Source organism: Streptococcus sp. SG1, from assembly GCF_030439935.1.
GTDB lineage: Bacteria > Bacillota > Bacilli > Lactobacillales > Streptococcaceae > Streptococcus > Streptococcus gordonii.
The window spans coordinates 117,007-142,589 of sequence record NZ_JAQFJC010000003.1 but is presented as its reverse complement, the minus strand read 5'-3'; the positions used below and the strand labels follow the sequence as shown (position 1 = coordinate 142,589).

20 protein-coding genes are annotated in these 25,583 nt (G+C 41.1%); 16 read left to right on the top strand and 4 right to left on the bottom strand.

All coding sequences use genetic code 11. The features are described 5' to 3' along the window. The first annotated feature begins 57 nt into the window (after nucleotides 1–57). The 9 genes from PCY06_RS03640 (at nucleotide 58) to icd (ending at nucleotide 13,120) form a co-directional block, all read left to right on the top strand. The gene (locus tag PCY06_RS03640; RefSeq protein WP_082307448.1) at nucleotides 58–444 is read left to right on the top strand and encodes a DUF1934 domain-containing protein; all 387 of its coding nucleotides are present in this window, start codon (nucleotides 58–60) and stop codon (nucleotides 442–444) included. A 220-nt stretch (nucleotides 445–664) separates the two neighbouring features. After that, nucleotides 665–3,361, top strand: a complete 2,697-nt coding sequence (locus PCY06_RS03635) for a cation-translocating P-type ATPase (RefSeq protein ID WP_082307449.1) — start codon at nucleotides 665–667, stop codon at nucleotides 3,359–3,361. A 538-nt stretch (nucleotides 3,362–3,899) separates the two neighbouring features. Next, nucleotides 3,900–5,444, top strand: coding sequence for a peptide chain release factor 3 (locus PCY06_RS03630; protein ID WP_061593560.1), 1,545 nt, complete (start codon nucleotides 3,900–3,902; stop codon nucleotides 5,442–5,444). Between the two features lie 314 nt (nucleotides 5,445–5,758). Further along, the gene (locus PCY06_RS03625) at nucleotides 5,759–6,007 is read left to right on the top strand and encodes a hypothetical protein (RefSeq protein WP_008809542.1); all 249 of its coding nucleotides are present in this window, start codon (nucleotides 5,759–5,761) and stop codon (nucleotides 6,005–6,007) included. 31 nt (nucleotides 6,008–6,038) lie between these two features. Continuing rightward, nucleotides 6,039–6,785, top strand: a complete 747-nt coding sequence (locus tag PCY06_RS03620) for a CPBP family intramembrane glutamic endopeptidase (protein ID WP_008809541.1) — start codon at nucleotides 6,039–6,041, stop codon at nucleotides 6,783–6,785. Nucleotides 6,786–7,013: 228 nt separating this feature from the next. Beyond that, entirely contained in the window at nucleotides 7,014–7,922 is a 909-nt protein-coding gene (locus PCY06_RS03615; protein ID WP_008809540.1) for a magnesium transporter CorA family protein, read from the top strand. Nucleotides 7,923–8,137: 215 nt separating this feature from the next. Next, complete coding sequence (acnA, locus tag PCY06_RS03610) at nucleotides 8,138–10,801, top strand: aconitate hydratase AcnA (RefSeq protein ID WP_082307450.1); 2,664 nt, start codon at nucleotides 8,138–8,140, stop codon at nucleotides 10,799–10,801. Nucleotides 10,802–10,803: 2 nt separating this feature from the next. Beyond that, a complete protein-coding gene (locus tag PCY06_RS03605) occupies nucleotides 10,804–11,922 on the top strand; it encodes a citrate synthase (protein WP_008809538.1) in 1,119 nt (372 codons plus the stop codon). Beyond that, nucleotides 11,909–13,120 (top strand): NADP-dependent isocitrate dehydrogenase, encoded by a 1,212-nt coding sequence (gene icd, locus PCY06_RS03600; RefSeq protein WP_082307451.1) that lies wholly within the window; start codon nucleotides 11,909–11,911, stop codon nucleotides 13,118–13,120. Before PCY06_RS03605 ends, icd begins: the two co-directional genes overlap by 14 nt. Before the next feature lie 28 nt (nucleotides 13,121–13,148). Here icd and PCY06_RS03595 read toward each other — a convergent pair whose 3' ends face one another. After that, entirely contained in the window at nucleotides 13,149–13,547 is a 399-nt protein-coding gene (locus tag PCY06_RS03595; protein ID WP_008809536.1) for a hypothetical protein, read from the bottom strand. A 357-nt stretch (nucleotides 13,548–13,904) separates the two neighbouring features. On the opposite strand from PCY06_RS03595, the gene PCY06_RS03590 reads away from it, so the two are divergent. Beyond that, nucleotides 13,905–15,476 (top strand): DEAD/DEAH box helicase, encoded by a 1,572-nt coding sequence (locus PCY06_RS03590; RefSeq protein WP_070492927.1) that lies wholly within the window; start codon nucleotides 13,905–13,907, stop codon nucleotides 15,474–15,476. Between the two features lie 306 nt (nucleotides 15,477–15,782). Then, nucleotides 15,783–16,529, top strand: coding sequence for a DeoR/GlpR family DNA-binding transcription regulator (locus tag PCY06_RS03585; RefSeq protein ID WP_061410449.1), 747 nt, complete (start codon nucleotides 15,783–15,785; stop codon nucleotides 16,527–16,529). A gap of 17 nt (nucleotides 16,530–16,546) precedes the next feature. On the opposite strand, the gene PCY06_RS03580 is transcribed toward PCY06_RS03585, so the two are convergent. From PCY06_RS03580 to PCY06_RS03570, 3 genes are all read right to left on the bottom strand, one after another. Continuing rightward, nucleotides 16,547–16,813, bottom strand: a complete 267-nt coding sequence (locus tag PCY06_RS03580; RefSeq protein ID WP_012130671.1) for a GIY-YIG nuclease family protein — start codon at nucleotides 16,811–16,813, stop codon at nucleotides 16,547–16,549. Beyond that, entirely contained in the window at nucleotides 16,803–17,549 is a 747-nt protein-coding gene (locus PCY06_RS03575) for a tRNA1(Val) (adenine(37)-N6)-methyltransferase (protein WP_048777520.1), read from the bottom strand. Before PCY06_RS03575 ends, PCY06_RS03580 begins: the two co-directional genes overlap by 11 nt. Nucleotides 17,550–17,653: 104 nt before the next feature. Beyond that, nucleotides 17,654–20,023 carry a cation-translocating P-type ATPase gene (locus PCY06_RS03570; RefSeq protein WP_048777519.1) on the bottom strand — a complete coding sequence of 790 codons (2,370 nt, stop codon included), beginning with the start codon at nucleotides 20,021–20,023 and terminating at the stop codon, nucleotides 17,654–17,656. Nucleotides 20,024–20,152: 129 nt separating this feature from the next. Between PCY06_RS03570 and PCY06_RS03565 the strand changes: the two genes are divergently transcribed. The 5 genes from PCY06_RS03565 (at nucleotide 20,153) to holA (ending at nucleotide 25,573) form a co-directional block, all read left to right on the top strand. Beyond that, on the top strand, nucleotides 20,153–20,893 hold the full coding sequence (locus tag PCY06_RS03565; protein WP_041789898.1) for a 1-acyl-sn-glycerol-3-phosphate acyltransferase: 741 nt from the start codon (nucleotides 20,153–20,155) through the stop codon (nucleotides 20,891–20,893). 38 nt (nucleotides 20,894–20,931) lie between these two features. Beyond that, a complete protein-coding gene (locus PCY06_RS03560) occupies nucleotides 20,932–21,459 on the top strand; it encodes an HXXEE domain-containing protein (RefSeq protein ID WP_082307452.1) in 528 nt (175 codons plus the stop codon). Between the two features lie 96 nt (nucleotides 21,460–21,555). Then, on the top strand, nucleotides 21,556–22,221 hold the full coding sequence (locus tag PCY06_RS03555) for a helix-hairpin-helix domain-containing protein (protein WP_082307453.1): 666 nt from the start codon (nucleotides 21,556–21,558) through the stop codon (nucleotides 22,219–22,221). After that, a complete protein-coding gene (locus tag PCY06_RS03550; RefSeq protein WP_082307454.1) occupies nucleotides 22,205–24,445 on the top strand; it encodes a DNA internalization-related competence protein ComEC/Rec2 in 2,241 nt (746 codons plus the stop codon). The genes PCY06_RS03555 and PCY06_RS03550 overlap by 17 nt, the downstream gene beginning before the upstream one ends. A gap of 90 nt (nucleotides 24,446–24,535) precedes the next feature. Then, complete coding sequence (gene holA / locus PCY06_RS03545) at nucleotides 24,536–25,573, top strand: DNA polymerase III subunit delta (RefSeq protein WP_096755043.1); 1,038 nt, start codon at nucleotides 24,536–24,538, stop codon at nucleotides 25,571–25,573. Nucleotides 25,574–25,583 lie beyond the last annotated feature (10 nt).

The following is a 25,583-nucleotide window of genomic DNA, read 5'->3' as shown; positions in this document are numbered from 1 at the left end:
AACCGATAAAATTTGTTAAAATAGAAAGGAAAAAGACTAGATTGAGAGATAAAACTTATGAAGATTCGGATGAAAAACCAGATTCAATTAGATGGTCAGACAGAATTAATTGATCAAATTTACGATGCTGAATGGACTCAAAAAGGTAATCATCATTACTTACTGTTTAAAAACGAGGAAGACGAGAAAGTGGTGCTTAAATTTCATGATACGGAATTGACCATGACCCGCTTTTCTAATCCTAAAACTCTGATGCGGTTCATCAAAGATGACAGAGCCTTGGTTGGGGTGCCTACTCCTATGGGGATGCAGACCTTGATGACGGATACTCAACGATATTATCTGGATCTAGATAAGCAAATCATTTGTCTAGATTACCAGCTTAAAACACCTGATGGAGAACGATTATTTGCTGATTACCAGATGGAGATTTCTTGGTTGTAAAAAATGTGAAATTTTTTCAAAGAAGCTAGAAGATTTTCTTGCGAAAAAAGAGAAATTTTGATACAATGATAAACAACTCAAGGGAGTAGCTAACGGAATAACCGTTACATGGTCGTCAATACGAAAGCAATTTCCGGCCTTGTATGAAATAGCGAGACTTGTTTAATAAACAGGTCTCTTTTTCTATTTTAAAGAGACCCTATAAAAAGGAGGAGACAATTTGTCTAAAGAACAGAAACGTCAGGCTTTCTATACTCAGGATCAAGACTTAGTCTTGCAAGAGATGGAGACGTCTAAAGAGGGATTGACCAGCAGTGAGGTTGCAAAACGCTTATCTGAATATGGTCGCAATGAATTGGATGAGGGTGAAAAGAAATCTCTCCTCGTGAAATTTATCGAGCAGTTCAAGGATTTGATGATTATTATCTTGCTAGTAGCTGCTGTTCTTTCAGTTGTTACATCTGGTGGAGAAGATATTGCGGATGCCATTATTATCCTGGCCGTTGTTATCATCAACGCTGCTTTTGGTGTCTACCAAGAAGGTAAGGCTGAGGAAGCTATTGAAGCCCTCAAATCTATGTCTAGTCCAGCAGCGCGTGTTCTTCGTGATGGACATGTAGCCGAAGTGGATTCAAAAGAACTGGTCCCTGGTGATATTGTCATTTTAGAAGCTGGAGATGTTGTTCCTGCGGATTTACGTCTCTTTGAAGCCAACTCTCTTAAAATCGAGGAAGCTGCTCTGACAGGTGAATCTGTTCCTGTTGAAAAAGACTTGTCTGTAGAACTTGCTGAAGATGCTGGTATCGGTGATCGTGTTAATATGGCCTTCCAAAACTCTAATGTCACTTATGGTCGTGGGATTGGTGTGGTTGTAAATACTGGTATGTATACGGAAGTAGGGCATATTGCTGGTATGCTACAAAATGCTGATGAGACTGATACCCCACTCAAACAAAATTTGAATAACCTTTCTAAAGTTTTGACATACGCTATTTTGGTGATTGCAGCAGTTACCTTTGTAGTTGGTGTCTTTATCCAAGGAAAAGATCCACTTGGTGAGTTGATGACGTCTGTTGCGCTTGCTGTTGCTGCCATTCCAGAAGGTCTGCCTGCTATCGTAACTATCGTTCTTGCCCTGGGTACTCAAGTTTTGGCCAAACGAAACTCTATCGTTCGTAAGTTGCCAGCAGTAGAAACACTTGGTTCAACAGAAATCATTGCTTCTGATAAGACTGGTACTCTTACAATGAATAAGATGACGGTTGAAAAAGTCTTCTACGATGCAGTCCTACATGACTCAGCTGATGAGATTGAACTGGGCTTGGATATGCCTCTTCTTCGTTCAGTTGTTTTGGCTAACGATACCAAGATTGATGCTGAAGGAAACCTGATTGGGGATCCAACTGAAACAGCCTTCATCCAGTATGCCTTGGACAAAGGCTATGATGTTAAAGGGTTCTTAGAGAAATATCCTCGTGTGGCTGAGTTGCCATTTGACTCAGACCGCAAGCTCATGTCTACCGTTCATCCACTTGCAGATGGTCGTTATCTTGTAGCGGTTAAGGGAGCTCCTGATCAACTCTTGAAACGTTGTGTTTCTCGTGATAAGGCCGGAGATATTGCAGCAATTGATGATGCTACATCGCATCTGATTAAATCAAATAACTCAGAAATGGCTCACCAAGCCTTGCGTGTCCTAGCTGGTGCCTACAAGATTATCGATAGTATTCCAGCAAACCTTACTTCTGAAGAACTTGAAAACAACTTGATCTTCACTGGTTTGATTGGGATGATTGACCCTGAACGTGCCGAGGCAGCAGAAGCGGTTCGTGTCGCTAAAGAAGCTGGAATCCGTCCAATCATGATCACGGGTGACCACCAAGACACGGCAGAAGCCATTGCCAAACGTTTGGGAATCATTGATGAAAATGATTCTGAAGACCATGTATTGACAGGTGCTGAGCTCAACGAACTTTCAGATGAAGAATTTGAAAAAGTAGTTGGCCAATACTCTGTTTATGCACGTGTATCTCCAGAACACAAGGTTCGTATCGTCAAAGCTTGGCAAAATCAAGGTAAGGTTGTTGCTATGACAGGTGATGGTGTCAACGACGCTCCTGCTCTGAAGACAGCGGATATTGGTATCGGTATGGGGATTACCGGTACAGAGGTATCTAAGGGTGCTTCTGACATGATCCTAGCTGACGATAACTTTGCTACTATTATCGTTGCCGTAGAGGAAGGACGTAAGGTCTTCTCTAATATTCAAAAGACTATCCAATACCTCCTTTCAGCTAATACTGCTGAAGTTTTAACCATCTTCCTAGCCACCTTATTTGGATGGGATGTCTTGCAGCCAGTTCACTTGCTTTGGATTAACTTAGTAACGGATACCTTCCCAGCTATCGCTCTTGGTGTTGAGCCAGCTGAGCCTGGTGTCATGACTCATAAACCGCGTGGGCGCAAGTCAAGTTTCTTCTCAGGTGGTGTCTTGAGTTCTATCATTTATCAAGGTGTCTTACAAGGAGCATTGGTTCTGTCTGTTTATGGTTATGCTATTGCAAATCCAGTTCATGCGGGAGATCATACAGCTATTCACGCAGATGCTCTTACTATGGCCTTTGCAACTCTGGGATTGATCCAGCTCTTCCATGCTTATAATGTGAAATCTGTTTACCAGTCTATTTTGACAGTTGGTCCATTCAAATCTAAAACCTTTAACTGGTCAATCTTGGTATCCTTCATTTTACTAGCAGCAACGATTGTTATCGATCCATTAGAAAGCATCTTCCATGTAACCAAGCTTGACTTATCACAATGGGCGGTTGTTCTCTTGGGTAGCTTCTCTATGGTTATCATTGTAGAAATTGTTAAGTTTGTTCAACGTAAAATGGGATTGGATAAAAACGCGATTTAAAACTTGGTTTAATAATAAATATCATTGAGGGGGAATCGGAAAGGTTCCCTCTCTTTACATTATCTACTGCTGTAAATATAGTTTAAGATAAAATCACGGAATGAGAAAATTTTTTTACATGATTTGTCCATGATGTAAGTCAATGTCAAAAAAATAGATTTTAGGCATGAAAAGAGTGAAATGAAGATAGAAGATTTTATCCTCTATCTCTAAAAACGGAACAAAGCTGTTTTATCATGACAATTGAAGAAAAAGAAGAACTGGAAATCAGGAAAGAACGACTACTCTATTTGCTGGTTTTAATCCTAATCTTTGTAATTTTCCTCTTTAGCAATGCCATGTCAGATTTTTGAGATGAATTATATTGATAGAAATGACAGAATCGCTCACAAGGGCGATTTTTTATCTTTTCTAGATAATTGAAAAAAAGGTCTAAATCCGCTATAATAGGTAGGTTGAAAGAACTGGACTATTCCGATGTAAAATAGAAGAAAAATGAACATTCACCATTATCCTAAAACGAGAGAAAGAGAAGAAAATGAATTTACAAGAAGAAATTAAGAAACGTCGTACCTTTGCCATCATCTCCCACCCGGACGCAGGTAAGACAACCATCACTGAGCAGTTGCTTTACTTTGGGGGCGAGATTCGTGAGGCCGGTACTGTAAAAGGAAAGAAAACAGGGACTTTTGCCAAGTCTGACTGGATGGATATCGAGAAACAACGTGGGATTTCGGTAACTTCGTCTGTTATGCAGTTTGACTACGATGGCAAGCGCGTGAATATCCTAGACACGCCAGGGCACGAGGACTTCTCAGAAGATACCTATCGTACCTTGATGGCGGTGGATGCTGCGGTAATGGTAGTTGACTCTGCCAAGGGTATTGAGGCTCAAACCAAGAAATTGTTTGAGGTTGTCAAACACCGTGGCATTCCAGTCTTTACCTTTATGAATAAGTTAGACCGTGACGGTCGTGAGCCACTGGATCTCTTGCAAGAATTGGAAGAAGTCTTGGGCATTGCTAGCTACCCTATGAACTGGCCAATCGGTATGGGGAAAGCCTTTGAAGGCTTGTATGACCTCTATAACCAACGTTTGGAGCTTTATAAAGGGGATGAACGTTTTGCTAGTCTAGAAGATGGGGATAAGCTTTTTGGTAGCAATCCTTTCTACGAGCAAGTGAAAGAGGATATTGAACTTCTAAATGAAGCCGGAAATGAGTTTTCAGAAGAAGCTATTCTTGCTGGAGGATTAACACCAGTCTTCTTTGGGTCAGCCCTGACAAACTTTGGGGTGCAGACCTTCCTTGAGACTTTCTTGAAATTTGCTCCAGAACCACATGGACACAAGAAGACAGACGGAGAAATTGTGGATCCTTATGACAAGGACTTCTCAGGATTTGTCTTTAAAATCCAAGCCAACATGGACCCTCGTCACCGTGACCGTATCGCCTTTGTTCGTATCGTTTCAGGCGAGTTTGAGCGCGGTATGAGTGTCAATCTGCCTCGTACTGGGAAGAGTGCCAAACTATCTAATGTCACTCAGTTTATGGCGGAAAGTCGTGAGAATGTGACCAACGCTGTAGCAGGAGATATCATCGGGGTTTACGATACCGGTACTTATCAGGTTGGGGATACCCTGACTGTTGGAAAAAACAAGTTTGAATTTGAACCACTTCCAACCTTTACACCTGAGATTTTCATGAAGGTTTCAGCTAAGAATGTCATGAAGCAAAAATCCTTCCATAAGGGGATTGAGCAGCTGGTACAAGAGGGAGCCATTCAGCTTTATACCAATTACCAGACGGGCGAGTATATGCTGGGTGCTGTTGGTCAACTCCAGTTTGAAGTCTTTAAGCACCGGATGGAAGGCGAGTACAATGCTGAGGTGGTCATGACACCAATGGGCAAAAAGACTGTTCGTTGGATTTCTCCAGATGACCTGGACGAGCGTATGTCATCTAGTCGAAACATCCTGGCCAAAGACCGCTTTGACCAACCAGTCTTCCTTTTTGAAAACGACTTTGCCCTACGTTGGTTCGCGGACAAGTATCCGGATGTCAAGTTGGAAGAGAAGATGTAACGTACTAAGATTGCTTGGCTACATAGTAGTCTAAGCAATCTACGCCATGTCCTATGGGACCATGGCTAAGTACCTTACTAACTGCATTTGGCAAATAAAATCGATTTGCCAAACTCCGTGTCGTAACGCATTGTTTACCTGATTTAGGCTGATTCATTGACTGAATCTGAATCAAAAGTTGCTAATCAGTTGATGGCAATCGCTATGGTGATTGTCTAGCTATCTTACTAATTTTGGCGAGTAATTTGCCTCTATTTGTTTGATTTCATGTTGTAATTAATAGAAGGAATATAATTAGTGAAGTCAACTACATTGTGGATAATGAGGAAAAAGAAATTATATGGAAAATGCCTTTTAATCCATTAAAAGACAAGGCAGCTAAAGAATATATGATTAAAGAAAATGCAGAAATGCAATTATCTTACAATATAACAGAGCAGATAGGTGGACAGTTGAAGGCAGGGTTCACTTTACTTGATATATATGAAGATACGAATGGCTCTGGTAGGCTTCATGAACTGAATATTAAAACCTATATTGCAATTAAATCAGTTAAAAGATAGAAATGGGTAAATTAAAATTTAGGGGAAATTTATGAGTCGAAAAAAAGCGATCTTCCTTTATTTATTAGGGACCCTAGGTCAAATATGGCTTATATCTATTATAGTTTTTGTATTGCGTCATTTGGGAATGGTTGTAGATTATAGGACGCCAATGGGAATGCTTGCTATTGGCATAGGTGGCCTTTCCACTGCTCTATGGGGAACTATTATTGCAGTTAGATACAAAAAGTACAGTACGAAGAAAATATTAAAGGATTTTTTCGCTATAAAGCAAAACAGGGGCAGTTATTTATTTGCTATTGTGTTCTTGTTTTTGGATTTTTGCTATGTTGCATTTGATGGGGAATTAGCGTTTAATACGTGGTATATTCCTATTATCTTATTTCTTAAAGCAATCCTTTTTGGTGGAATTGAAGAAGTAGGGTGGAGATATGTTTTTCAACCAATTATGATGGAACGCCATAGTTATATTAGTTCAACTATATTTACTTTTGTTCCATGGGGAATATGGCATTTTTCTTATTTCTACATTGAAGGCACATTGCCGCAGGTACAGGCATTGGGATTTTTGCTTGGATTGTTGACTAATTGCTTTATTTTATCCGCATTATTTATAAAGACAAACAGTTTGTGGATATGTGTGATGACACATTCGGTAATAAATGTTTTCTCACAATTAGCGGTAGGTGGTAATCAAAATATATCTTATGCTTGTAGAATAATTATTATAGTAATGGCAACTGTTCTTTCGATTAGAGAGCAAAATAAAAATGACTAGCACTAAATTCTACTGGGCTCTGACTAGCCGCTTCACTAATCAACTTTTTAGGGTAATTTTAATTCATAACAATTTATATCGTAATAGATAAGATAGGCAAACTAGCCACTTTATCAATCGTACTGAGCAAGGAAGTTGTTTTGACATAGCATATTTGAATGCAAGAACAGTTTAGGGAGTTAGGCACTTGTTCTTAAAAATCATTCTAGATGTTAAGAAAGGAGTTTCATGTTTCTGGAAAGAAAACTAAAAGGTCAGGATGTCTGGATTAATATTGATTCTGATGATGTTAAGCAGACTGCGCAGATCTATCAAGATTATGAAATTGACAAAGAAACCATTGAGTATGCTCTGGATAAAAATGAACGGGCTCACATGGACTATAATCGCGAGAATGGTACAGTTGTCTTTATCTACAATGTCCTTAATCTAGCGACAGATAAGGAACATTATGAGACGATTCCGATGACCTTTGTGGCTCAGGAGGGGAGGCTCATTACTATCAGTAATCAGGACAATGCCTATGTTGTTGATATGATGAAGGCCTATACTGAGCGCCATGAGCCAGTATCGGTCTATAAATTTCTCTTTGCGAGTCTGGAGTTGATCTCCAATTCTTACTATCCAGTCGTTGAGCGGATGGACAAGCGTAAGGATGAAATTAATACTCTTCTGCGCCAGACAACTACTAAAAAGCATTTGTTTGCCCTGTCAGACTTGGAAACCTCAATGGTCTATTTAGTTGCTGCGGCTAAGCAGAACCGCATGCTTCTAGAGCATATCAAAAGCCATGGTATTTACCGCCGTTTTGACGATTTAGAAACTGAACAGTTTGAGGATGCAATGATTGAGGCTCGTCAGCTCGTTTCGATGACTGATCTGATTGCTCAAGTTCTCAGTCAGCTCTCTGGCTCCTACAATAATATCCTGAACAACAATCTGAATGACAATTTGACTGTCCTGACTATTATTTCAGTTCTTTTGGCAGTACTTGCAGTTATCACTGGTTTCTTTGGTATGAATGTTCCTTTGCCATTGTCTAATGATAAGAATGCCTGGATTTATATTGTTATCATTAGTCTAGTCATTTGGGGACTTTTGACCAAGCTGCTAAAATGGTTGGCTAATAAGAAGTAAATTTCTGAAATCAAATTATTTTTCTATAACAAGCACCGGGATGGTGCTTGTTTTTTTCTTGATTGCTAAAGAAAATAATTAGTACAGTTTGTCTTTGTTTAAAAAACTGTATTTCTATGTTAGAAAATATAACGTATTGTCAAGAAATCTTATTGCATAAAATTACATAATAAAGTATAATATAAAACAATTTAAAATAAGTGAGGGGTAGAAATATGGCAGAATACCTAAGCGATTTAAATTACAAAGGCAATGTATACCGATATATAGATTTGAAGAAAGCCTCGGCTTTGCTAGGAGGAGATATAAAAAAACTTCCTTATTCTATACGCATATTATTCGAAAGTGTCCTTCGTAAGGAAGATGGTATAGACGTTAAAAAAGATAACATTAATTCTTTGGTGCATTATCAAGCTAAATCACCAAGCGGAGAAGTTCCTTTTAAGCCTAGTCGAGTCATTCTCCAGGATTTTACAGGTGTCCCTGTCGTGGTGGATTTGGCCAGTATGCGTGATGCTATTGTTGGCCAGGGAGGTCAGGCCGATCAAATTAATCCAGAGATTCCGGTTGATTTAGTCATTGACCACAGTGTTCAGGTGGACTTTTATGGCTGTGACACAGCTCTGGAGGCCAATATGAACCAAGAGTTTCTCCGCAATAATGAGCGTTACGAATTTCTCAAGTGGGCAGAAAAATCGTTTGATAATTATCGAGCAGTTCCCCCTGCTACTGGGATAATCCATCAGGTCAATATCGAATTTCTCAGTGATGTCATCATTGAAAAGGATGGGCAACTCTATCCAGATAGTATGTTTGGGACGGACAGTCATACGACTATGATCAATGGTATTGGTGTTCTGGGCTGGGGTGTTGGTGGGATTGAGGCTGAGGCTGCCATGTTAGGTGAGGCTTCCTATTTCCCAGTTCCTGAGGTGATTGGTGTTAGACTTTTGGGCAAGTTACCTAAGATTGCGACAGCGACAGATTTGGCTCTAAAGGTCACGCAAATCTTGCGGCAGGAAAATGTTGTTGGCAAATTTGTCGAGTTCTTTGGACCTGGTTTATCAAATCTAAGTTTGGCCGACCGGGCAACAGTGGCTAATATGGCGCCGGAATATGGTGCTACCTGTGGTTATTTTCCGATAGATGAGGAAACGCTCAATTACATGCGTCTGACCAATCGGTCGGAAGATCATATTGAGCTGACCCGTCTCTATGCTCAAAAAAATCACCTTTTCTATGATGAAAAGGTTGAGCCAATTTATACCAAGGTAGTCGAAATTGATTTGTCCAGCATTGTGCCGAGTATCTCAGGCCCCAAGCGGCCCCAAGATTTGATTGAATTAACAGCTGCTAAAGAGGAGTTCCAAGCTAGTCTAGTCAGAGAAGCGGGGGTCCGAGGCTTTGGATTAGATGAGAGCGAGCTGGAAAAGTCTGCAGTGGTTCGGTTTTCTGACCATGAGGAGACAATTAAGACCGGTCATGTGGCTATCGCTGCCATTACTAGCTGTACCAATACATCTAATCCCTATGTCCTGATGGCGGCGGGGCTTTTAGCCAAGAAAGCAGTCGAAAAAGGTTTACGGGTCTCAAAGACTGTCAAGACTTCTTTGGCTCCTGGCAGCAAGGTGGTCACAGGCTATCTCAAGAAGAGTGGTCTTCAGTCCTATCTGGATCAGCTTGGTTTCAATGTTGTCGGCTATGGCTGCACTACTTGTATTGGAAATTCAGGAAATCTCCGACCGGAAGTGGCTCAGGCAATTACAGATACTGACTTGCTGGCTAGTGCTGTTCTTTCAGGAAACCGGAATTTTGAAGGGCGGATCAATCCACTGGTCAAGGCCAATTTCCTAGCTAGTCCGCCCTTGGTGGTTGCCTATGCTTTGGCTGGAAATACCAATGTCGATCTGACTAGCGAGCCACTAGGATATGATCAAAAGGGGCAGCCGGTTTATTTGATGGATTTGATGCCAGAGCACGACTTGGTTGCAGACTATGTTCAAAAATATGTGACGCGCCAGCTTTTTGAAAAAGAATATGCCCATGTGTTTGACGACAATGAAAAATGGAATCAGATTCCGACAGCCTCTTCTCAAAATTATCAGTGGAATCAAGCTTCGACCTATATTCAAAATCCACCTTACTTTGATGGTTTAGCGGATGATTTAGCTATTCAGCCACTGAAAAATCTTGCAGTGCTGGCAAAATTTGGGGATACGGTCACGACAGACCATATCTCCCCAGCAGGAAATATTGCCAGAAACAGCCCAGCAGCTTCCTATTTGCTAGAACACGGAGTGGATTACCAAGAGTTTAATTCCTATGGTAGCCGTCGGGGTAATCACGAGGTCATGATGCGGGGGACTTTTGCCAATATTCGGATTAAAAATGAACTGGCAGATGGAAAGATTGGTGGTTACACAGATTATAAAGGAGAGTTGTTATCCATTTATGAGGCGGCCATGCGCTACAAGGAAGAGCAAATTGACACCATTGTCCTAGCTGGTAAAGACTATGGTATGGGGTCCAGTCGTGATTGGGCAGCTAAGGGAGCTAATCTTTTGGGTGTCAAGGTGGTGCTGGCAGAGAGTTTTGAGCGTATCCACCGGTCCAATCTGGTCATGATGGGGATTCTTCCTCTGCAGTATCTAGAGGGTGAAAATGCGGCTAGTCTAGGCTTAACAGGCAAGGAGACTTTCGACATTAATCTGCCACAGAACCCGCAAGTTGGCCAGCTGGTTGATGTGGTAGCTCGAAAAGGTGCTGAAGAAATAGCTTTTCAAGCTCGGCTGCGTTTTGATGCAGAGGCGGATATCCGTTACTACGAAAACGGAGGAATTTTGCCCATGGTCGTTAGAAAGAAATTAGAGGAGGTGTGAGCATGAGTCAGACGGACGGTTTGAAAGATACCATTGCCTGTGATACCAGGATTAGCCAGATTGTGGATGATTCTTTGTCTTATGCAGGCTACAATATCTCTGAATTGGTAGAGCACCATGCAAGCTTTGAAGAGGTGATTTATCTGCTGTGGCATTTGCATTTGCCGACTCAGATTGAGCTCAAGCATTTTGAAGAAGATCTGCGAGATAATTATGCCATTAGCGATGCGGTGGAGCAGTGCATCCTTATCCAGTCACGTAAGCACCTTCATCCCATGAGCGTCTTGCGCTCAACGGTCAGTCTTTTGGGTGTTTATAATGTCCATGCTGAGGAAACTTCTCTAGAAGCGACCTATGAGCAGAGCATCCAGCTTATGGCAAAGATGCCGACTATTATTGCGGCTTTTGCCAGACTGAGGTCAGGTCAGACTCCGGTAGAGCCGCGGGAGGATTTGGGCTTTGCGGCTAATTTCCTCTATATGCTCAAAGGACAAGAGGCTAGTGAGCTTGAAGTCAAAGCCTTTAACTGTGCCTTGGTGCTCCATGCTGATCATGAACTCAATGCATCAACCTTTGCGGCTCGTGTCTGCGCCTCAACCTTGACCGATATTTATTCCTGCGTGACAGCAGCTGTTGGAGCGCTCAAGGGCTCGCTTCATGGCGGTGCTAATGAATGTGTCTTTGATATGCTGAAAGAGATCAGAGAGGAAGGGAATTGCCAGGCCTATCTAGACCGCAAACTGGCCTCTCATGAGAAGATTATGGGTTTTGGTCATCGAGTTTATAAGACTCAGGATCCGCGTGAAAAATACCTGCGTCAAATGGCTAAGGACTTGACACAGGGGACCAAGGATGAGGTTTGGTATCAGCTTTCAGTGGAAATTGAAGCCTATATGAAGCATACCAAGCACCTGATACCGAATGTCGATTTTTATTCGGCTACGGTTTACCATGTGTTGGGCATTGACAGCAGTATCTACACCCTGATTTTTGCCATGAGTCGGGTGGCTGGCTGGATTGCTCATATTCAGGAACAGCGCAAGAACAATAAACTGATTCGGCCACGTTCTAACTATATTGGTGCTCAAGGTTTGGAGTATCTTCCCATTGGAAGGAGATAAAATGGCAGATAAGATTTTGTTTGAGAAAGGGTGGTTGCAGGTACCAGATGCTCCTATTATTCCTTACATTCAAGGTGACGGGATTGGGGTTGATATCTGGAAAAATGCCCAGCTGGTCTTTGATAAGGCTTTAGAAAAGGCTTATGGTGGCCAGAGAAAGGTTGTTTGGAAGGAAGTTTTAGCTGGGAAAAAAGCAGCAGACCAGACAGGTGACTGGCTACCGGACGAAACGTTGGCAACGATTAAGGATTGTCTGGTGGCTGTTAAGGGGCCGCTAGAAACCCCAATCGGAGAAGGACTTCGTTCCTTGAATGTGGCCTTGAGACAGGAATTGGACCTTTACGCCTGCCTGCGGCCAGTTCGTTATTTCAAGGGAGTTCCCAGTCCGCTCAAGCACCCAGAGAAGACAGATATCACGATTTTTCGGGAAAATACAGAAGACATCTATGCAGGGATTGAGTGGGAGAGTGGAACGGCTGCCGTCAAAAAAGTTATCGATTTCCTGCAGAAGGATATGCAGGTTGACAAGATTCGCTTTCCAGAAAGCTCTGCTATTGGGATCAAGCCTATTTCTAAGCAGGGCAGTGAGCGGCTGATACGGGCGGCTATTGACTATGCACTAGCTAAAGGACTGAGGCGTGTCACTCTGGTTCACAAGGGCAATATCCAGAAATTTACAGAGGGTGGTTTTCGGAAATGGGGCTATGAACTAGCTCAAAGAGAGTATTCGGATGAGTTGGCTTCTGGAAAACTAGTTATTCAGGATGTCATTGCAGATAATTTTTTGCAGCAGATTTTGCTCTATCCCGAGAAATTTGATGTTGTTGCCTTGACCAATTTAAATGGTGACTATGCCAGCGATGCCTTGGCTGCTCAGGTGGGCGGGATTGGTATTGCGCCAGGAGCCAATATTAATTTCGAGACTGGTTATGCTATTTTTGAAGCTACTCATGGGACGGCGCCAGATATAGCGGGTCAAAACAAGGCTAATCCTTCTTCTCTTCTCTTATCGGGGGCCATGCTCTTTGATTACATTGGTTGGTCAGAGGTCTCTCAGCTCCTGACTAAGGCTATTGAGAAGGCTCTCTTTGAGCAAAAAGTGACAGGCGATTTTGCCAGTCAGCTGGAAGGAGTAGCACACTTGACCACTAGTCAATTTGCTGAGGAGCTGGTAGCTAATATAGAAAAGTGTCCATAATGAAAAAAATGATGAAGAATCTGCCTATCTAGACAGTCTCTTCATCACTTTTTTGTCTTTTTCGATATTCCAGTCCCCAGCCGATGATCCAGCAAAAGACTAGCAGATAATTTTCAATCCAGCCCAGTAGATTCGCTTGATTCGCCTTTGCCAGATAGCCTAGCAGATGGTTGGTACCAAAGCCCAGCCCGCCCAGAATCAGTGCTAGCAAGGTCATACGCAGATAGAACCAATCATACTTTATGTTGGCGGCAATGGCTAAAGGCAGAATAGCCAGATTCCAGAAACCAATTTCCCGCTGCCAGTAGGGAGCTAGACCATAGATGGACTCATTGCCCAAGAGCTGGGGCTGGAATATCTGGATCATAGCCGCGCCCAGCATAGCTAAGATAAGTAAAATGAAAATCACTCGTAAAAATTTGTTCATACCTGTCTCCTTTCTTCTTTGTAGATTATAATGCTTTTGAAAATGATTTTCAAGTTTTCATTTTTTACAAAAGAAATCTCTAATAAAATATTTTACAGTCAAGTCCTATCTTTTTAACCTTATTTATGGTATACTAGATAGGTTGCAAAACTTACAGTTTTTCTATTCAGTGGGAACTAGCGACCGAGTCGGCGCTTTTTTAGTGCCTGGACTTGAGAGACCATATTTATGAAGAGAAGAGCGAATACTCTCAGAGAATCGAGATTTATCAAGCGAAAGCACTTGTCATGTTTCGATAGATGAGTATCAAAAGCCTTATAAGGTGGCTTCGCACCGCCTTTAGAAAGAAGAAGAACATTGAAATTTAATGAATTACATTTATCTGCTGAATTATTAGCAGAGATTGAAAAAGCTGGCTTTGTAGAAGCGAGCCCTATTCAAGAGCAGACGATTCCACTTGCTATGGCAGGTAAGGATGTTATTGGTCAGGCCCAGACAGGGACAGGAAAGACAGCGGCCTTTGGCTTCCCAACTCTGGAGAAGATTGATACAGATAATCCTGCAGTGCAGGCCTTGGTTATCGCTCCAACCCGCGAATTGGCCGTGCAGAGTCAGGAAGAGCTTTTCCGTTTTGGCCGCAGCAAGGGCGTCAAGGTGCGTTCTGTCTACGGTGGCTCCAGCATCGAAAAGCAAATCAAGGCCCTCAAATCTGGTGCTCATATCGTCGTAGGAACACCTGGCCGTCTCTTGGACTTGATCAAACGCAAGGCGCTTAAGTTGAACCAGATTGAAACTTTGATCTTGGACGAAGCGGATGAAATGCTTAACATGGGCTTTTTGGAAGATATTGAGTCGATCATTTCCCGTGTGCCAGAAGAACGTCAGACCTTGCTCTTTTCAGCGACCATGCCGGATGCTATCAAGCGTATCGGTGTCAAGTTTATGAAAGAGCCTGAGCATGTTAAGATTGCTGCTAAAGAGCTGACAACGGAGCTGGTGGATCAGTATTATATCCGTGTCAAAGAAAATGAAAAATTTGATACCATGACTCGCCTGATGGATGTGGAGCAGCCTGAGCTGTCAATCGTCTTTGGTCGGACCAAGCGCCGGGTGGATGAGCTGACTCGCGGTCTGAAAATCCGTGGTTTCCGAGCAGAGGGTATCCATGGTGATTTGGACCAAGGCAAGCGCCTTCGCGTCCTGCGCGACTTTAAAAACGGCAATTTGGATGTCTTGGTGGCGACAGATGTGGCAGCGCGTGGATTGGACATTTCTGGTGTGACCCATGTCTACAACTACGATATTCCTCAGGATCCAGAAAGCTATGTTCACCGGATTGGTCGGACTGGTCGTGCTGGTAAGTCAGGTCAGTCTATCACTTTTGTTGCGCCAAATGAAATGGGCTATTTGCAGATTATCGAAAATCTGACCAAGAAGCGCATGAAAGGCCTCAAGCCAGCGACTGCAGAGGAAGCTTTCCAAGCTAAGAAAAAAGTTGCTCTTAAGAAGATTGAACGCGATTTTGCTGACGAAAGCATCCGTTCTAACTTTGAGAAATTTGGTAAAGATGCTCGCAAGCTAGCAGCAGAATTCAGCCCAGAAGAGCTAGCTATGTATATCCTCAGCTTGACGGTGCAGGATCCAGATACCCTTCCTGAAGTAGAAATTGCACGTGAAAAACCATTGCCATTTAAACCGTCTGGCGGTGGCTTTGGCGGAAAGGGCAAAGGAAGTCGTGGCGGAAAAGGCAACCGTCGCAACAATGACAATCGCCGTGACCGAGGTGGCCGTCACGACCAATTTAAGAAAGGTCGTAAAGAAGAGGGTTTTGACAAAGAAAATCGCTACCGCAAGGACCACAAGAAGCCACGCAATACTTCTAGTGAAAAGAAAACAGGCTTTGTTATCCGTAATAAGGGTGATAAATAAACAATTGAAAGACTGCTAGTTAAAACTAGTGGTCTTTTTCTGTTCTAGAATTGTGAGATACCCTTGTAAAGAGTTTTTGTTTTTTGTAGTAAAAGACAAGCTCAAGTTTAACAAAGTAAAACATTTTTTAACAAAAATAACTAAATTTCATATTTTTATGTGTATCTTTTTCAAAAGGTGTAGTATAATAGGAGTAGAAGACCTACTCATATTAAGATAGGCATTACATTGAATACGGGTTAACCAATAATGTTGAAGATTAGGCGCTGCCATCTCATTTTAACAATAAACAAAAGGAGCAGGTAAATGAAGGAAGGTAGACATAGAATTATTCTGCAGGAGCTTGACCGGGCGGGTTTGGTATCAGTTAGGAAATTAAAGGATCTTTTGGATGTAACGGATATGACCATTCGTCGCGATTTAATTGATCTTGAGAAGCAAGGCTTTTTAGTTCGGGTTCATGGAGGGGCACATAAAAAAGTTAGAGATGGCTTAGTGGAAGTTCCTCATACTGAAAAAATCATGATCAACACGGAAGAAAAAGAAGTGATTGCTAAAAAATGTGCAGATCTCATTTCTTCAGGAGATACAATTTTTATCGGTTCAGGTACTACAACAGCTTTGATTGGAGATTTCCTTGATGATAAGACTGTTAATATTGTTACCAATTCCTTGCCAATTTTTGAAAAACTAAAGGATAATCCTCACTATGATATCCTTTTGATTGGTGGTCGTTATCGGGTTAAAACGCAAACTTTTGTAGGACAATTTGCCGTTAATTTACTCAAAGAAATCAAGGTTTCTAAGGCTTTTATTGGGGCTAATGGAATTGATGGTCACAATGTTACAACAGCTAATGAAGAAGAGGGAAATGCGGATGCTATTATCCTTAACAATGCGATTGAAAAATACATTGTTGCTGATAATAGTAAATTTGATAGTTATTCTTTCTACACTTTTTATCGCTTAGATGACGTGAATGCTATTGTAACGGATGACAATATTTCGCAGAGAATGAAAGATAAGTATCAATCTTATACAAAAGTTTTATAAAAAACAAAAATGCCAAACTAGTGTTGGGCATTTTTTTGTGCTTCAATATAAGCCAATTTTTCTTGGCGAGTTTTCTGTTTGAAGAGAGCTTCTGCTGACATGGCAGAAGATTTGTCAGGGTATTCTTCCTGATAAAGCAGTTTAACAGGAAGTCTGGCACGAGTATACTTTGCACCTTTTCCTGCATTGTGGACAGCCAAACGCTTTTGCACGTCCGTGCTATAACCGGTGTAGAGAGTACCATCAGTGCACTCTAAGACATACATATAGGCTTTAGTTTCCATGGTAGATCTCATATATTTCTGGAGTATAGCTACCGTCTTCCTCGTGAAGAATCAGAGGTGGTAGTATCTTTAAGCCGTCCCTTGAGCCATCTTTAATAGCCTCAATCAAAAGCATATTGGCTCCTTTACCCATCTTGGGATAGACAAATTGGATTCTTTTTGGTGCCAGGTTATGAGCTTTCATAGTATCCAAAATATCTAAGAAGCGGTCGGGTCTATGAACCATAGCAAGGCGACCGTTTGATTTGAGGACACGCTGGGCGACAGTACAGATTTCTTCAAGATTAGTTGAAATCTCATGTCGGGCCAGAAGATAGTGCTCGCTTTCATTGAGATTGGAATGTTTGTCAACCTTGAAATAGGGGGGGTTACAAAAGATCATATCCACCTTACTACAAGGAATATAGTGAGGGAGATTTTTTAAATCATCGTGAATGACTTGCATTTGCTGGTCAAGTTGATTGAGCTGGATGGAGCGTTGCGCCATATCTGCCAGCCGTTCCTGGATCTCAACTGCAATAATCTTAGCCTGAGTGTGGGCACTGGCAAATAAGCCGACAGCACCATTGCCGGCACAGAGGTCTACAATCAAGCCATTCTTGGGTAATTTTGGAAAGCGAGAGAGCAGAACACTATCAACAGAATAGCTGAAGACCTCTCGGTTTTGAATGATTTTAACGTCAGTAGAAAAGAGCTGATCCAGCCGTTCTCCTTCTTTTAATACTGCTTTTTCCATAGTGTTATTATAGCACGAGTCAAAGGACGAATTCAATCTTGAATAGAAAAAAGTTCTAACTAGAAAAAAGTTAGAACTTTAATGAATGTTTCTTAATTCTATCTTCAATTGCTGAATTGGCCATTATCGGATTTTTCATTTTTTTCTTGGAGATAATTGACCAAGATAAAAATAAGGCTGAAAACAAAAGCTAGGATAAGGAAGATAGGGGTAGTTTGACTGGTCAAGGTTCCAATTTCGATAAAGGAACGAAGGAGGTAGGCTGTTCCGAAAAATCCTCCAATAGACCAGATGATGAGAAGAATTCTCCAAAGATTGAGCGGAATACAAGCGCGTGCTACAGAAAGAAAACCAATGGTTCCTAGTAAGTAGTAAGAGACTGTAGACATATCAAGAGAACTCCAGCCATTATAAGAACCGAAAATTCGGACAAATAGTACACTGAAGACAACCATGAGTCCGCTTGGCAGGGCTTTGAAAATTGCTTTTTTAAGGAACTTAGGCTCTACCGGACGGATATTGCGCTCGAATGTCAGCACAAATGGAGGGAATCCTTCAACAAATTGGTCAAAGAGAGTGATTTGCACTGGAATGAAAGGAAAGACAAGAAGCCATTCTTTATTTCCTAACAAGACACTGGCGATACAAATCATGGTCAAGATAAAGGAGTAGATGGTCTTCACCAAGAAAATAGGAGCGATACGGGCAATGTTATTTACCACGCGCCGACCTTCAAAGAGAATCTCAGGAACATCATTGAAATCTGAGTTGAGAAGAACGAGATTAGCAATCTGCCGTGTCGCAGGATCTCCTTCAGCCATAACAATCGAGCAGTCTGCTTCGCGCAGGGCTAGAATATCGTTTACCCCGTCTCCAGTCATGGCTGTTGTATGACCTGCTTTTTTCAGGGTTTGAATAATGAGCTTTTTCTGATGAGGAGATACACGGCCAAAGATAGCTGTTTCTTCAGCAGTAGCAATCAAGTCAGTATCTGAGACAGTCGAACAGTCAAGATAGCTTTGATAATTCTCAAAGCCTGCCTTGGCGGCAATATTTGAAACAGTAATTGGATTATCACCAGAGATGATTTTCAGATTAACGTCTTGGGATCGCAAGTATTCGAGTGTATCAGCAGCCCCTTGCCGGATAGGATCTGTAATTTCTAAGACAGCCAGAACTTCAATCTGTTGTGGCAGAGTCATGTGCTGGTGGTTAAGTTTATCAGTGCTAGAAGCTAGGGCCAGAACCCGCGAGCCACGTTCTTGGGCTTCTTGAACTGATTTTAGATTTTGCTGATGGAGCAAGATTTCGGGTGCTCCTAGGAAGATAGTCCCAAAGGGTTCCATTTCCATAGCTCCCCATTTTCGATCACTGGAGAAGGGGATGGTATTTGACGTTTGGTATTTTGTTTGGCCTGAAGGAAATCTTTTACGAATGGCCTGAGCAGTAGGGTTTTTATCATCGCTGTTGGCCATATAGTTAGCTAAAATATTTGAGATAGTCTCTGCTGAAATAGATTCTGACAAGGGATAAACTTGCTCGACTTTCATCTTACCTTCAGTAATGGTTCCTGTTTTATCCAAGCATAAAGTATCCACATGAGCCAGGGTTTCAACTGAGTACATTTCTTGTACCAGGACTTTGCGCATCCCCAGTTTAATAACAGCTGTTAAGAGCGAAGTGATAGTCAACAGTGCAATTCCTTTTGGTAGCATACCCAAAAGGGCTGTTGATGAATTGATAACAGAGTCTTTGACAGGAAGCTGTTTGATGAGTAAGGCTTCAAAGAAGAGCGCTAAACCGCAGGGAATGATGATTTTTCCAGTAAAAGCAGCGATTTTATTCAAAGAATCCAAGATGCGAGAGTTGAGTGGCTTAAGGGTCTTGGCTTCTAACATTAGTTTTGCAGCGTAGTTATTAGCCCCTACTTGAGATACTTGGGCTAAGACTTGCCCGCTAGCTAAGAAACTACCCGACAGCAATTGATCGCCAACTTCTTTAAGCACAAGATCACTTTCACCAGTAAGCATGGCTTCATTGGCTTCTGCAAAGCCATCTAGTACAATGGCATCACTGGGAACCTGTTCTCCAGCTGACAACTGAATTACGTCCTCTAAAACGATTTCTTCAGGATTTATCTTTTCTTCCAGTCCATTTCGAATCACGCTAATCTTTTCTCTAGTCATAAGATTCAGCTTGTCGATCATCCTTTTAGCCCGAAGCTCAGTCATAATACCGGTTAAGGCATTGAATGATATGACTGCAAAGAATACCATATTACTCCAGGCTTGAACAAAAGCCAGTGCAACAGCAATAACAAAGTTTAGGGCGTTAAATAGTGTGAAGACATTGCGTTTAATAATATCCCAAGTACTGGAGCTGGTCTTAGCCGTAAAATCGTTGGTTAAGCCTTGTTGGATTTTTTCAGACACCTGGTTAGATGTTAAACCAGTAAATTTTTTCATATTTTCCATGTCGCTATCATATCATTTTTTAGGGAAAATTTCTAATGGAATCCGCCTCCAAGCAAAAATGAAAAACATTGCAGTTGATAGAAGGTTGAGGTATAATGGAAAAGTGAATGTATAGAAAGGTTTATGATTATGTTTTATACCTATTTAAGAGGATTAGTAATGTTTATTCTATGGGCTTTAAATGGAAATGCCCATTATCATAATTTGGATAAAATTCCTTCTAAGGATGAAAATTATATTTTAGTTGCACCACACAGGACCTGGTGGGATCCTGTTTATATGGCTTTTGCAACCAAGCCAAAGCAATTCATCTTTATGGCTAAAAAAGAATTGTTTAAGAATCGTATTTTTGGCTGGTGGATTCGGATGTGTGGTGCCTTCCCTATTGACCGTGAAAATCCTGGACCTTCAGCTATCAAATACCCAGTTAATATGCTGAAAAAGAGCAATCGTTCCTTAATCATGTTTCCAAGTGGTAGTCGCCATTCAACAGATGTAAAGGGCGGTGTCGCTGTTATTGCCAAGATGGCAAAGGTTCGGATTATGCCCGCTATTTACGCTGGCCCCATGTCTCTTAAGGGACTAGCTTCTGGTCAACGGGTGGATATGAATTTTGGTAATCCAATTGATATTTCTGATATTAAACGGATGGATGATGCCGGTATTGAAGAAGTGGCAAGACGGATTCAAGCTGAATTTGACCGGTTAGATGCTGAGGTAGTGCCTTATCAAAAAGCTAAAGCGCCAAACATCTTATGGCGCGTATTGCGCTTGTTGGCCTTTGTTCCAGCAGCCATCATTGGTCTTTTAACCATTCTTTTTAGCTTCCTAGCTAGCTTCGTCTGGGATCCGGATAAACATAAAAAGTAGGTTTAGTTATCATTTTCTTTTAGGAGAAAGGAGAGGCTATGTCACTAGCCTTGTTATCTTTTATCGTCCTATCGCTTTTTATGATACATGAGTTTGATGAAATTATACTTGTCAAACCTTGGATCAAACAGAATCAAGATTACCCTGCTTATCAGAAGGAAATGTTCATTGCAGGAAAGTCAAGTTATCCTTCGACCGAGAGCTTAGCCTTGATGATTGCTGAGGAATTTATTTTAGCTTTCCTCCTGCTCTTAGTAGCAATTCTCTGCCGATTTTCTGAGTTGGCCTTAGCAATTACTATCTGTCATACCTTGCATTTATTGGGCCACATTAGTCAGGTTATAAAATTTCGCTCTTTGGTTCCAGGTGGACTGACTGCAGTTCTAACCTTTCCAATCTTGTTAGTGATTTTAGCAGTCTATTTATCTCAGAATTCAGTTTCTTGGGTTTTACTGATTCTGCTCAGCATTCTAGTCATGCTAGCTCTCTTAGGTAATCTACTTTTTCTACATAAACAGGCTCCAACCATTCATGCTTGGATTTATAGAATCAGTAAAAGAAATTAAGAAATATCCTAAAATTATCAAAAGTCAAGTTTACTTGGCTTTTTTTCTTCTTTTACGAATAAATAGGTAATACTTAATTTTACTAAAGGAGAAATGATGATAGAAGATTTGATAGAAAAAGCAAAGCAATATAAAATTGCTCTAGGTCTTGGTCTATTAGGAGCGATTGCAGCAGGCTTTATTTTACTACAGGGAAGAGATCAAGGGGGGACAGATGTTCAGCAATTGACAGAGCAAACTTCTTCCTCTAGTTCATATATGAATGAAAAAAGTAACAAGAGTAATGAGATCAGTCAAACCGAGACAGAAGATCAGTTGGTTACAGTTGATGTCAAGGGTGCGGTAAAAAAGCCTGGTGTCTATCAGTTGCAGTCTAATAGTCGGGTTCATGATGCTTTAGAAAAGGCAGGTGGTTTAACTGACGAAGCTGACTTAAAATCCGTCAATCAGGCTCAGAAACTGAGCGACGAGGCGGTAGTATATGTAGCCAAGGTCGGAGAAAATGCTGTAGATGTTACGGCGAGTGCCCCTGCAAGTGCAACATCAGGAACAAATCAGACAAAATCCGCCCTGGTCAATCTTAATACAGCAACAGAAGCAGACTTTCAAACTATTTCTGGTATCGGGCAAAAACGAGCACAGGATATTATTGCTTATCGAGAAGCCAATGGCAGATTTAAGTCTGTAGATGATCTGAAAAATGTATCAGGTATTGGGGCCAAAACTCTAGAAAAATTAAAAGAATATGTCACAGTGGATTAAAAAACTTCCCCTTTCACCAATCTACTTGTGCTTTCTTTTGGTTTGGCTCTACTTCGCTATTTATAGTGGGGAAAAGCTCGCTTATATGGGAGTTTTTCTGCTTATAGCCCGACTAATCTGGCATTATCCAAGAAAGAAATGGTTGCCAACTGTAGCTATCCTAATTGCTTTTTTTATCTTTTTTTATGCTAGACGTGAGTTGGCGGAGCGAACCTTTCAGTCTCAACCAGCTCCAGCAAGACAAGTCTTAGTTTTACCAGATACAATTAAAGTAAATGGAGATTCCCTGTCATTCCGTGGTAGAATAGGTGGCAGACTCTATCAGCTCTACTACAAATTAGCAAGTCCAAGAGAGAAAGAATCATTTCAAAAACTAGCGGACTTGGTCACTTTAGAGATTGAAGCAGAGTTTAATCTAGCAGAAGAACGGCGCAATTTCTCTGGCTTTGACTATCAGGCTTATTTAAAAAGTCAGGGAATCTATCGGACGGTTAAGGTCAGTAGGATTATGTCTAGTCGTTCTAGTCAGTCTGCTAATCCATTTGATTGGCTGTCTGTTTGGCGTAGGAAGGCCTTGGTTTTCATTAAGTCTACTTTTCCAAGCCCGATGAGTCACTACATGACAGGACTCTTGTTTGGTGATTTAGATATTGATTTTGCAGAGATGAATGACTTGTACTCAAGTTTAGGAATTATCCATCTTTTTGCTTTATCAGGAATGCAAGTTGGTTTTTTTATGGATGTCTTTCGGAAAATTCTTCTACGCATAGGCTTAAGGATGGAAACAGTAGATTGGTTGCAATTCCCTTTGTCCTTCGTGTATGCTGGTTTGACCGGATTTTCTGTGTCAGTAGTTAGAAGTTTAGTGCAAAAGTTGTTGTCTCAATTTGGAGTGAGGCGCTTGGATAATTTTGCGATGACCGTGATGGTTTTGATGTTTCTTATGCCAAGTTTTCTCCTGACAACAGGTGGAGTCCTATCTTGCGCTTATGCCTTTATCATCACTATGTTGGATTTTGAGGATTCTAGTGGTTTTCGTAAAGCCGTGCTAGAGAGTTTAAGTATCTCGTTAGGCATTTTACCGATTCTTATCTACTATTTTGCAGAATTCCAACCTTGGTCTATCCTCTTGACCTTCCTTTTTTCAATCGTCTTTGATACATTTATGTTGCCTCTCTTGAGTCTAATTTTTCTCATTTCGCCTTTGTTTGCCTTCACTCAAGTTAACATCTTCTTCCAATGGCTGGAAATGGTGATTCGTTGGGTAGCTAGTTTGTCAACAAGGCCGATAATTTTAGGACAGCCAAATCTGCCTTTGCTTATTATTCTCCTGCTGGTCTTAGCCTTGCTCTATGACTTTAGAAAACAAAAAAAGATTAGGGTTGGCCTGAGTCTCTTAGCAATCTTACTATTTTTCCTAAGTAAACATCCTTTACAAAATGAAATCACAGTGGTAGATATTGGGCAGGGAGACAGTATATTTCTGAGAGATGTCAGAGGTAGGACTATCGTGATTGATACAGGAGGACGGGTGGAGATTGGAAAAAAAGAAGCTTGGCAAGAGCGCGTGAGAAAAAGTAATGCGGAAACGACCTTGATCCCTTATCTAAAAAGCCGAGGAGTGGATCGATTGGATAAATTGGTCTTGACTCATACCGATACAGACCATATGGGAGATATGTTGGAGTTAGCTAAGCACTTTTCTATCCGAGAAATTTATGTTTCCAAAGGAAGTATGACTCAAGCTGATTTTGTAGACAAGTTAAAGAAGATGAAAGCTAAAGTTCATGTGGTCGAGGTGGGAGATCGGCTTCCTATTTTTGATTCGGCTCTTGAAGTGCTCTACCCGCTTACTCAAGGAGATGGAGGTAATGATGATTCAATTGTCTTGTATGGTGAATTTTTCCGAACCAAGTTTCTTTTCACAGGAGATTTAGAAGCTCTAGGTGAAGGTCAGATGGTGACAGCCTATCCAGATTTAAGAGTAGATGTGCTCAAAGCTGGGCATCATGGTTCTAAAGGATCTTCTAGTCCAGAATTTCTAGAGCATATTAAGCCTAAGTTGGCCTTGATTTCAGCTGGTAAAAACAACCGTTACCAGCATCCGCATAAGGAAACTTTAGATAGATTCGAAAAAATCCGGACTAAGATTTTTCGGACAGATGAGCAGGGAGCTATTCGATTTAAAGGCTGGAATTCTTGGCAGATAGAAACGGTTCGCTAGCCACTTAGGAATGAGATTGGACAGGCATTATCTTAAGCTGTGTGGTATAATATAGAGAACCAAAATAAGACAAACTAGGAGAAAGATTTCTTGTTAGCAATTGAGGCCATCAAAAAAATAAATTTATCCAATCTACCTCCTCTTACGGTATTAACAGGAGATGATTTGGGACAATTCGAATTGCTGAAAGAACAGTTGTTGAAGCAAATTGCATTTAATGCAGCTGACTTGAATTATGCGCTATTTGACATGAAGGAAGCGGATTACCAGCAAGTGGAATTAGACTTGGTGAGTCTTCCTTTTTTCTCAGATGAAAAAATTATTATTCTAGATCATTTTATAGATATCACAACTGCTAAAAAGCGAAATTTATCAGATGATGAATTGAAGTCTTTTGAGGCGTATTTGGAGCATCCGGTTGAGACAACTAGGTTGATTCTTTTTGCAGAAGGTAAATTAGATAGCAAACGTAGAATTGTTAAGCTTTTAAAACGAGATGCAGAGATTTTTGAAGCATCAGAGCCAAAGGAACAGGATTTAAGGTCCTATTTTAGTAAAGTGGCTCAAGCAGATAATCTTCAGTTCGCTCCGACAGTTTTTGATCAGCTCTTGATTAAATCTGGCTTTCAATTTAGTGAAATTAGTAAAAACTTATCTTTTTTAAAAGGATATAAGCCAGATGGTCAAATTGAGCTTGAAGATATTACAGAAGCCATTCCAAAGACCCTGCAGGACAATATTTTTGACTTGACTCAGTTAATCCTAAAGCAAAAGGTTGATGAAGCTAGAAGTCTTGTTAGCGACCTAAGGCTACAAGGAGAGGATGAAATCAAACTGATTGCCATCATGTTAGGGCAGTTCCGTATTTTTACTCAGGTCAAGATTTTGTCGGAAAATGGCAGGGCAGAAAGCCAGATTGTATCGGACTTATCTGATTATCTGGGACGCAAGGTCAATCCTTATCAAGTTAAGTTTGCTTTTAAGGATGCACGTTCTTTGAGTTTGTCTTTTTTAAAAAAGACCATGGCTTGTTTAATTGAAACAGATTATCAGATTAAATCTGGACTTTACGAAAAGGATTATCTATTTGATCTTGCATTGCTTAGGATTGCAACTGGAAATCTGTAAGCAAAATAGT